Source organism: Actinomycetota bacterium (assembly GCA_035540895.1).
Lineage (GTDB): Bacteria > Actinomycetota > JAICYB01 > JAICYB01 > JAICYB01 > DATLFR01.
Genome location: DATLFR010000200.1, coordinates 1 through 8970 on the forward strand (window position 1 = coordinate 1; position 8970 = coordinate 8970).

General features: G+C 72.2%; 10 protein-coding genes. 6 read left to right on the forward strand and 4 right to left on the reverse strand.

All coding sequences use genetic code 11. The annotated features are described in order from the left end of the window. Positions 1 to 155 precede the first annotated feature (155 nt). The 3 genes from VM840_11280 to VM840_11290 are packed head-to-tail and all read left to right on the forward strand — an operon-like array spanning position 156 to position 2196. Positions 156 to 1580, forward strand: a complete 1425-nt coding sequence (locus VM840_11280) for a cbb3-type cytochrome c oxidase subunit I (GenBank protein ID HVL82157.1) — start codon at positions 156 to 158, stop codon at positions 1578 to 1580. Further along, positions 1577 to 2041 (forward strand): cbb3-type cytochrome c oxidase subunit II, encoded by a 465-nt coding sequence (locus tag VM840_11285; protein ID HVL82158.1) that lies wholly within the window; start codon positions 1577 to 1579, stop codon positions 2039 to 2041. Before VM840_11280 ends, VM840_11285 begins: the two co-directional genes overlap by 4 nt. Continuing rightward, positions 2038 to 2196 (forward strand): hypothetical protein, encoded by a 159-nt coding sequence (locus VM840_11290; protein HVL82159.1) that lies wholly within the window; start codon positions 2038 to 2040, stop codon positions 2194 to 2196. Before VM840_11285 ends, VM840_11290 begins: the two co-directional genes overlap by 4 nt. On the opposite strand, the gene VM840_11295 is transcribed toward VM840_11290, so the two are convergent. Genes VM840_11295 through VM840_11310 form a run of 4 tightly spaced genes read right to left on the reverse strand, consistent with a single transcriptional unit; the run spans position 2168 to position 5335 of the window. Further along, entirely contained in the window at positions 2168 to 2668 is a 501-nt protein-coding gene (locus VM840_11295; GenBank protein ID HVL82160.1) for a hypothetical protein, read from the reverse strand. The genes VM840_11290 and VM840_11295 overlap by 29 nt on opposite strands. Further along, positions 2668 to 3369: an ABC transporter permease gene (locus VM840_11300; GenBank protein HVL82161.1), complete on the reverse strand. Its 702-nt coding sequence runs from the start codon at positions 3367 to 3369 to the stop codon at positions 2668 to 2670. The genes VM840_11295 and VM840_11300 overlap by 1 nt, the downstream gene beginning before the upstream one ends. A 14-nt stretch (positions 3370 to 3383) precedes the next feature. Continuing rightward, positions 3384 to 4292 carry an ABC transporter ATP-binding protein gene (locus VM840_11305; GenBank protein HVL82162.1) on the reverse strand — a complete coding sequence of 303 codons (909 nt, stop codon included), beginning with the start codon at positions 4290 to 4292 and terminating at the stop codon, positions 3384 to 3386. Beyond that, complete coding sequence (locus VM840_11310; protein ID HVL82163.1) at positions 4289 to 5335, reverse strand: polyprenyl synthetase family protein; 1047 nt, start codon at positions 5333 to 5335, stop codon at positions 4289 to 4291. Before VM840_11310 ends, VM840_11305 begins: the two co-directional genes overlap by 4 nt. 99 nt (positions 5336 to 5434) lie before the next feature. On the opposite strand from VM840_11310, the gene VM840_11315 reads away from it, so the two are divergent. The 3 genes from VM840_11315 to VM840_11325 form a co-directional block, all read left to right on the forward strand. After that, positions 5435 to 7228 (forward strand): heme o synthase, encoded by a 1794-nt coding sequence (locus VM840_11315; protein HVL82164.1) that lies wholly within the window; start codon positions 5435 to 5437, stop codon positions 7226 to 7228. Between the two features lie 77 nt (positions 7229 to 7305). Then, the gene (locus VM840_11320) at positions 7306 to 8319 is read left to right on the forward strand and encodes a cupredoxin domain-containing protein (protein ID HVL82165.1); all 1014 of its coding nucleotides are present in this window, start codon (positions 7306 to 7308) and stop codon (positions 8317 to 8319) included. Positions 8320 to 8347: 28 nt separating this feature from the next. Continuing rightward, positions 8348 to 8970: FAD-dependent monooxygenase (locus VM840_11325; protein HVL82166.1), on the forward strand; the 623-nt coding region annotated here is incomplete at its 3' end.

Genomic DNA, 8970 nt, shown 5'->3' on the forward strand with positions numbered 1-8970 from the left:
AGCGAGGCCCGCGAGGGCCAGCGCGGCCCCCGCGGCGACCATCGAGACGAGCAGGACGGTGTCGGCGGGCATCGGTTAAGCGTGCGCTATACTCCGCCGGTCCGGGCGCCTGAGCCCGGCTCGACGAGCCACAACACGGTACCTAGGAGACGTGGATGGTCGATGCACGGGGCGGCGCCGAGAGCCGGGTGGAGCCCGACCTCGCGGCGCGTCAGGCGGCGATCGCCGCGGTCGCCTGGCTCGTCATCGCCGTCCTCGTGCACGTCGCCGCGCATGCCCGTCTCCTGTTCCCGGAGGCGCTGGATGGCGTCGCCCTGCTGTCCTACGGGCGGCTTCGGCCGATCGCGGACAACGCCTTCCTGTTCGGCTGGCTGGCGACCGCTGCTATCTGCGCCATGTTCGCCATAGTGCCGCGGGCCGTCGGCGCGCAGCTGCACAACGAGGTCCTCGGGGCGACCGCCGTGATCTGGTGGCACCTGGTGATGTTCGCGGGCGTGGCGACGCTGTTGCTGGGCATGAATCAGGGCCGGCCGCTCGCTGAGCTCCCGCTCGGCGTCGATATCGGGTTGCTGCTCCTCTCGCTCCTCGTCTTCTACAACGTCGCGATGACCGCCGTGCGGCGCAACGAGCATCGCCTCTACGTCTCGGTCTGGTACCTGCTCGCGGCTGCGCTGATGCTCCCGGTGTTGATCGCGACGGGGAGCGTGATCCTCTCCGGGGTCCGAGACGCCCTCGTCGGTGCTTTCTACCTGGGCGGCCTGGAGTTCCTGTTCCTCATCCCGGTCTCCCTCGGGATCGCCTACTACGTCGTTCCCGCCTCGACCGGCAACGCGGTCCCGTCGCGCACCCTGGCCTCCATCGGCTTCTGGACCCTGATCTTCGTAGGGGGGTTCACCGGGGTCCGGTACCTCGTGAGCGGGCCGATACCGCTGTACCTGCAGGCGATCGCCGTCGCGATGACGGTCGTGGCACTCGTCCCGGTCCTGACGGCAGCGGCCAACGTCGTGGGGGCCGCGCGCGGGAGGTGGGACCTGGTCGGCCGGCCCTCTGCCGTCCGGTACGCGGTCACCTCGGTCGTCGCCCTGGTGGTGTGGACGGCCCTGTCGGCGGTGACGGCGGTGCCGTCCGTCTCCCGGCTCGTCGGGCTGACGAGCTGGACGGCGGGTCTGCGGACGATCGTCCTGGCGGTCGTCTCGTCCTTCGCCGCCTTCGCCCTCCTCGTGTACGTGTACCCGCTACTCGTCGGGCGCACGTGGGCCTCTGAGCGGGCCGCCTCCTTCCACTTCTGGGGTTCGCTGGCGGGAGCGCTGACCGTGGCCGGCTCCCAGATGGCGGCCGGGCTCGTCCAAGGGTCACTCGCCCTGGCCGCGTCGCGGTCCGGTGAGTCCGCGGCGGGACAGGCGGTCGCCGGGGAGCTGGGGTTCGTGATGCGGGGGTTCCACTGGGTACAGCTCGCGGGGTGGCTGCTGTTCGGAGCCGCCCAGTTCGCCCTGGCCTGGAACGCGGCCCGGACCGCTCGGGCCGGGGAGCCGGTGCAGCTGTACGCGATGGCGGCGCCGACGGTCGGGAGCCGGGCGTGAGCAAGAGGCGCCGCGTCACCGAGCGGGTGGGCGTGCTGCTCGCGGGGGTGCTGCTCCTGGTGTCGGCGGGTCTCGGCGCCACCGTGGTGATCCCCACCCTGGACGAGGCGATGGGGGAGACCACGGGCCACGCCCGGACGTACGAGGAGGACGCGCCGGGGCTGGCCGGGATGCGCGTGTACGAGCGCGAGGGCTGCTGGTACTGCCACACCCAGCAGGTGCGGCGGACGATCACGGACACCGCCCTCGGGGACCGTCTGGAGGCGGGCGACTACGACGGGCAGTCGCCCGCGATGCTCGGACTGGAGCGGAGCGGACCGGATCTCACGCACGCAGGAACGCGGTTCCCCAACGGTGGTGAGCTGAGACGGTCGGTCACGGGCGGCTCCGTGCACACCTACGGTCACCTGACCGACCGCGAGCTGGACGCGCTCGTCGCTTACCTCCAGTCGCTGCGGTGACGCCGGCGGATTACGCCGCGTCGGTGGGTTACCTCATGGCGGCGGCGGGCGCCATGCTGGGGGTCTGGGCGATCGTCGTGAAGCCGTGGCGCGCCTACGAGGTGGAGGACGACCCCGAGGACGGGGCTACGCCCGACGGTCCGCAGGACCGATGAACTCGATCGACCGGACGGTGCGACGGAACGCCGGGAGCCCCTTGTTGAAGGCGGCCCGGTCGTTGGGGAACGCGGCCCGGTAGACGATCAGGACACGGCGGGACGGGAAGATCACTGCTTCCTGAGGTCCGGCCGTCGCGGGTCCCTCGTAGGACAGGACGACCGCCTTCTCACCGTTCACCGTCCACTCCTCGACCTTGGCTCCCACGCCTCCCTCGCGCAGCCGCTCCCGGTAACCGTCCGGCGTCTGGTCGGAGCTCAGGTAGACGTCGAAGACGGCGGTGGCCGTCCCCGGCGCGTCGTCGGTGTCCGACGCCGCCGTCCCCTGGGCCAGCTGGAAGCTGTCGGATGACCTGCGGGTCACCTGCCAGCCCTCGGGGACGTCCATCCGGACCGGGCCGAACGTCGTGGACGAGGCGCACGCGCCCAACAGGACCAGCACGGCTCCCGCGGCCCAGAGAAGCCGCCTCATCACGGCTCCCACCTGAACGTCCGCACGGCGACGAGGGTCGCGGCCACCGCCCAGGCGGTGAGCGTCCAAAGGACCCGCGACCCGATGGGACCTCCCCCGAGCGCGGCCCTCAGGCCCGTGGCGAGCGGTTCGGCCGGTAGTACCCGGGCGACGGTCTGCAGCGCGACCGGCAGCCGCTCGACGGGGGCCACGACACCGCCCAGCAGGAGCATCACGAGGAAACCTCCGTTCGCGGCGGCCAGGTTCGTCTCGGCCCGCAGCCGGCCCGCCAGCGAGAGGCCGATGCCGGCGAAGGCGCACGCGCCCAGGGCCACGATGCCCGCCGCCGCGGGAGTGGGGGAGGGCCGCCACCCGAGCGCGAGTGCCGTCAGGGCGATGGCCGCGATCTGCACGGCCAGGGTCACGACGACGGTGAGGAGCTTCGACGCGAACAGCCCTTCGCGCCCCAGAGGGGTCGCGCCGAGTCGCTTCAGCACCCCTTGCTGCCTCTCGAAGCCGGTCGCGATCCCTAGCGCGACCATGGCGCTGGAGATCACGGCCAGGGCGATCACCCCGGGAGCCAGGAAGTCGACGGGCTTCCCGCCGAGCGCGGGGAGGATGTCCAGCGTCGCGAAGAACACCAGGATCCCGAGGGGGATCACCATCGTCACGAGCAGGCCCTCGCCGCGCCGGAGCGCCAGGACGAGCTCCGTCCGCGCCATCGCGCCGACCCCCCTCATCGGTCCCCCGCCCCCTCGGTCAGCTGCAGGAAGACCTCTTCGAGGGTCCGGCTCCCCGTGGTGAGCTCGACCATGAGCACGCCCTGACGGGCGAGGCTAGCCGCCAGCCGAGCGACCACCTCGGGGGTCGCCCTGACCTCGACGCGGTAACCGTCCGCGTGGGTGCCCGAGATGTGGACGCCCGCGGCGCGGCCGATCTCCTCGACGTCGGGGGGCCGGTCCGTCCGGAACCTGAGCTCGGCCGCCGGGGACGAGGCGACGAGGTCCCTGGGTGGTCCGAGGGCGACCATGCGCCCGTGATGGAGGATAGCGACGCGGTCGGCCACCCTCTCGGCCTCGTCCAGGAGGTGGGTCGTGAGCAGGACGCTCGCGCCCCGGTCCCGCAGCTCCCGGATCACCTCCCAGGTGCGGGCGCGGGTGCCGACGTCCATCCCGACGGTGGGTTCGTCACAGAACAGGAGGCGTGGCCGCCCGACGAGGGCGAGCGCGAGCGAGAGACGCTGCTTCTCGCCCCCGGACAGCGCGCGGTAGGGCGTGTGCGCGCGCGGGTGCAGCTCGAGGCGTTCGAGCAGGACATCCGGATCCTCCGGGTCCGCGTACATGGAGGCGAACAGGCGCAGGGCTTCCCGCGGTCGGATCTGGGACTGGAGTGCCGAGTCCTGCGGCATCACGCCGACGCAGGCGCGCAGCGCCTTCGTGTCCGGCGGCCGCCCCAGGACGGCGACCGCGCCCGCGTCCGGCCGTCTGAACCCCTCGCAGATCTCGATCGTGGTCGTCTTGCCGGCGCCGTTCGGTCCGAGGAGCGCGAAGATCTCCCCGGCGGCGACGGAGAAGGACACCCCGTCGACGACGACACGGCCTCCGTACCTCTTCACGAGACCGTCGACCCGCAGCGCCTCCGTCATGCCTCTCGTTCCGAGACATCCTGCGCGAGCTCCGTGAGGGCGTCCGCTACCTCACTCCCGATCACGGCGGCGTCCAGCGCCGCGCGAGCCTCCGCGGCCAGGTCGGCGATCAGGCCCAGGGTGTGGTCGAGCGCTCCCGTCTCGCGGAGCACCTCTCGCAGACGGTCGGCATCGTCGGGGGTGAGGTCGGGACGTCCGAGCGCTCGGTCGAGGAGGGCCACCTGGGCCGCCGTGCCGGTCGCGCGAGCCCGGGCGACGAGGACCGTCTGCTTGCCCTCGCGGAGGTCACCGTCGCGCTCCTTCCCGGTGATCGACGGGTCCCCGAAGACGCCCAGGACGTCGTCGCGGAGCTGGAACGCCTGGCCCAGGGGCGATCCGTACCCGGCCAGGACCCGCTGTACATCGGGGTCGTCTCCGCCCAGGTCCGCGCCGATGGACAGCGGGTAGGCGACGGTGTACCCACCCGACTTCAGGGTGGCTATCCGCCGCGCCTCCCCCTCGGTGACCCGGCCCAGGTGTGCCGCGTCCAGGTCGAGCATCTGTCCGGCGATCGCTGCTGCGCGCATGGAGTCGAACCTCAGGCGGGCCCGGGCCAGGACATCGGACGCGAACCCCGAGGACGCGAGCAGCCTGTCGGCCAGGACGAGTGCGAGGTCCCCGGTCAGAACCGCTGCGGCCACCCCCATCTGCTGTGGATCGGACCGGCCCCCTTGGGAGGCGCCGGCGAACGCCTTCCACGTGGCCGGCCTCCCGCGCCGCACCTCCGAACGGTCCATGACGTCGTCGTGGATGAGCGCGAACGTGTGGACGAGCTCGAGGGCGGCGGAGGCGGCCACGATCTCGTCGGACGGGGCCGCTCCCGTCGCGCGGTACCCCCAGAAGCAGAAGGTGGGACGGAGCCGCTTCCCTCCGGCCGCGACCACCGCGCCTATCTCGTCGAGCAGGGGGTGGGCCCCCTCGTCGAGGTGATCGCGCTGCGATGCGAGGAACCGTTCGAGGGCGACGTCGATCAGGTGCCGGAGGTCGGTTCGGGTGACGACCATGCGCCTCAGTGTCCTCGCTGGGGAGATGCGGCGCTACCGCGGACGCGCCGGTGCGCTACCGTATCCGCGCGTCCCACTCGCGTCCATGGAGCGACCACGTTGACCTCCTTCCGCCGTCTGGCTGCCTGCACGGCCGCGGCTACGCTCATCCTCGTCGCGGCCGGCGGACTCGTCCGGGCGACCGGCTCCGGGCTCGGCTGCCTCGACGAGTGGCCCAGGTGCTACGGGTCGTGGGTGGCCCCGGACCACTTCCACGGGATCATCGAGTACTCGCACCGGGCGATCGCGGGCGTCGTAGCGCTGCTGGTCCTGGCGCTCGGGGTGGTAGCCGCGCGCCGCGCGCGCCACGATCGCGGACTGGTCGTCGCGTCGGTGGCGGCGGTACCGCTGGTGGTCCTGCAGGCGCTCCTGGGCCGGGTCGTGGTCACCACCCACCTGCACGCGGCCTACGTAACCGCCCATCTCGTCCTCGCGATGCTGCTCGTCGCCCTGACCACGGGGGTCTGGGTCCGGGCCTGGGCGGGACGGCCCGAGGGTGCGACCGATGCCCGGTCCGTCCGGATGTCCACGGCCGCGGCGATCGCCACCTTCACCTTGCTCGTGGCCGGCGCGCTGGTGCGGGAGCGGGGAGCCGGGCTCGCCTTCGGAGACTGGCCGCTCTTCGACGGCTCCCTCGTCCCACCACTCGGGAGCCAGGCCGAGCAACTGCAGGTCCTGCACCGGGTGCTCGCGGCGCTCGTGTTCGGACACGTGGCCGCCACCTTCTTCCTCCTCCGCGGGGACGTGCGCCGGCCCGTCCGGGTCCTGGCCTGGGCCAGCGTCCTGCTGTTCACGGCGCAGGTGCTGATCGGGGGCGCGAACGTCGTGAGCCGCCTCGCCCCGGCGGCCGTCCTCGCCCACGTCGCCGTGGGCGGGGCTGCCTGGGCCGCCGTGGTCGGGCTCGCCGTGGCGTCGAGATCGGGTGCGGGGGGAGCGAGGGAGGGGTCCGCAGCGCGCGGCCGGGAGGCCGTCCGCAGGTCCGACGGCGGGCTGTCCGACCGGGTCCGCGCGTACGTGCAGCTCACGAAACCCCGGATCATCGTCCTCCTGCTCGTGACGACCATCCCGGCGATGATGCTGGCCGCGCGCTCCGTGCCGCCGATGGGCCTGGTGCTGGCGACGCTCGCGGGCGGTCTGCTCACCGCGGGCAGCGCGAACGCGATCAACCAGTTCCTGGAGCGAGACATCGATACCAGGATGGCCCGCACGAAGGGCCGGCCCCTGGCCTCCCACCGCGTGGAGCCCGGCCGCGCGCTCGTCTTCGGTGTGGCTCTCGGGGTCATCGGGACCGCCTGGCTGGCGGTGACCGTCAACCCGCTCGCCGCCGCCCTCTCCGCCTCGGCGATCCTCTTCTACGTCGGGATCTACACGGTGCTGCTGAAACGCTCCACCCCCCAGAACATCGTCATCGGCGGGGCGGCCGGCGCCGCCCCGGTCCTCGTGGGGTGGGCGGCGGTCACGGGCTCGGTCTCACCCGCGGCCTGGGTCCTGTTCGCGATCATCTTCTTCTGGACGCCCCCCCACTTCTGGGCGCTCGCGGTCCGGTACCGCGAGGACTACGCAGCGGCGGGCGTCCCGATGCTGCCGGTCGTGGAGGGTGTCCCCGAGACCGCCCGGCAGATCCTCCTCTACTCGGTGGTGTGCGCCGGTGTGACCCTGGTCCTGCTCCCGGTCGGGGGGATGGGCCTCCTGTACGCGGCGGCCGCGCTCGGACTGGGAGCCGGTCTCGTCTGGCTGTCCTGGAGGCTCCTGGCCGAGCCGACGTCCGACTCGGCGATGCGGTTGTTCAGGTACTCGATCAGCTACCTCGCCCTGCTCTTCCTGTCGATAGCCGTCGACAGCGTGGTCGCTTAGGTTGTCGCGATGTGCCGCTTGTGTTGTCATGGCTGGCGCCTTCACGCGGTGACCGCCGGACGATGAGAGGGGAACGGATGCACGCATGGGGTCGCAGGCTCCGGACGAGCGGAGCCCTGCTGGTGTTCGGCGGTCTGTCGGCCTGCGCCGACCCGAACGCGCAGGGACGCGGCCTGCTCGAGGGCCGCAACGCCGTCTTCGCGCTCTCGGCCATCTTCGTAGCCGCAGCGGTCGGGCTCATCCTCGGACTGGTCGCCCTGGACCGGGTGCTTCAGAACCGGCGTCGGCTCGCCGAGCTGGGCGCGACGCCGGAGGCGGAGCCCGAGGGCGAGGAGGCCGAGGAGGTCGTCGCCGGGATCCGGGTCGCCAACGCGCGCGTCCCCCGCTGGCTGTACGCGGCCTACCTGGTGCTCCCCCTCTTCGCGCTCGGATACGTCATGAACGCTGCGGAGCTCGCCCCCCGGGCCGCCGAGGAGACGGACGGCACGCCCGCTCCCGTCGGTCCCGCCCGCGAGATCGTCGTCGTCGCCCAGAACGTCCAGTTCGACTCGGAGCGTTACGTCGTCGCGGCGAACACGGAGATCAAGCTCACCCTGGACAACCGAGACAGCGTCCCTCACGACTGGACCCTCTTCACCGACGAGAGCGCTGCCGAGCAGCTCTTCAAGACCGACGTCATCACGGCGGCGACACGTGACTTCACGTTCACGGCCCCCGCCCCCGGGACGTACTACTTCCACTGCACGGTCCATCCGGCGATGGACGGCGAGCTCGTCGCGGAGGAGCCCACCTCGGCCCCCGACGCCGGGGCCCAGTACACGACCGAGGTCGCGGCCGTGAACATCCAGTTCGACACCGACGAGATCGTGCTGCCCGCCGACTCCCAGCACGAGCTGCAGTTCGTCAACGAGGACACCGTCCCCCACAACATCTCGATCTACGATTCCGCCGCCCTGACGAACACCATCTTCGAGGGCGAGCTGATCACCGCGGGGGAGACGACCTATCAGATACCCACCCCCCCGGCCGGGGAGTACTACTTCCACTGCGACGTCCATCCCGCGATGAAGGGGACGGTTCGGGTCGAGTAGCGGCGCAGGCCGCTTAGACTCGTCCCCCATGCGTTACGACGTCGTCGTGGCAGGAGGGGGACCCGCCGGGTCTTCGGCTGCCTGGCGCGCCGCCACCGCGGGAGCGCGGGTCCTGGTGGTGGACAAGGCGGTCTTCCCGCGGGATAAGCCGTGCGGCGACGGACTGACGCCGCGGGCGGTCCGCTCGATCGCCGATATCGGACTCGGCAACGAGCTGAAGGCCTTCCACCGGGTGGACATCCTCCGCGTCCACGGGGCGGGCCGGGTGCTCGAGTTCGGGTGGCCGTCCTCGGAGGGGTTCCCCCCCTACGGGTACGTCGTGGCCCGGACCGACCTCGACGAGCTGATGCTCCGCCACGCCCAGGCGGCCGGGGCCGAGGTCTGGGAAGGCGCGACCGTGCGAGGACCCGTGACCCGCGACGGCGTGGTGACCGGCGTGGTCATCCGACGGGAAGGCCGCGATGTGGAGGTGGCGGCGGGCTCCGTCGTCGCGGCGGACGGTGCGTCCTCCACGCTCGCGCGGACGGTCGGTCTGGTCCGCGACCCGCGTTACCCGTTCGGGATCGCGATCCGCGCGCACTTCCCGAGCTCCCGTCCCGACGACAACGCGATCGAGAGCCACCTCGAGATCCGCGACCCGGACGGTACCTG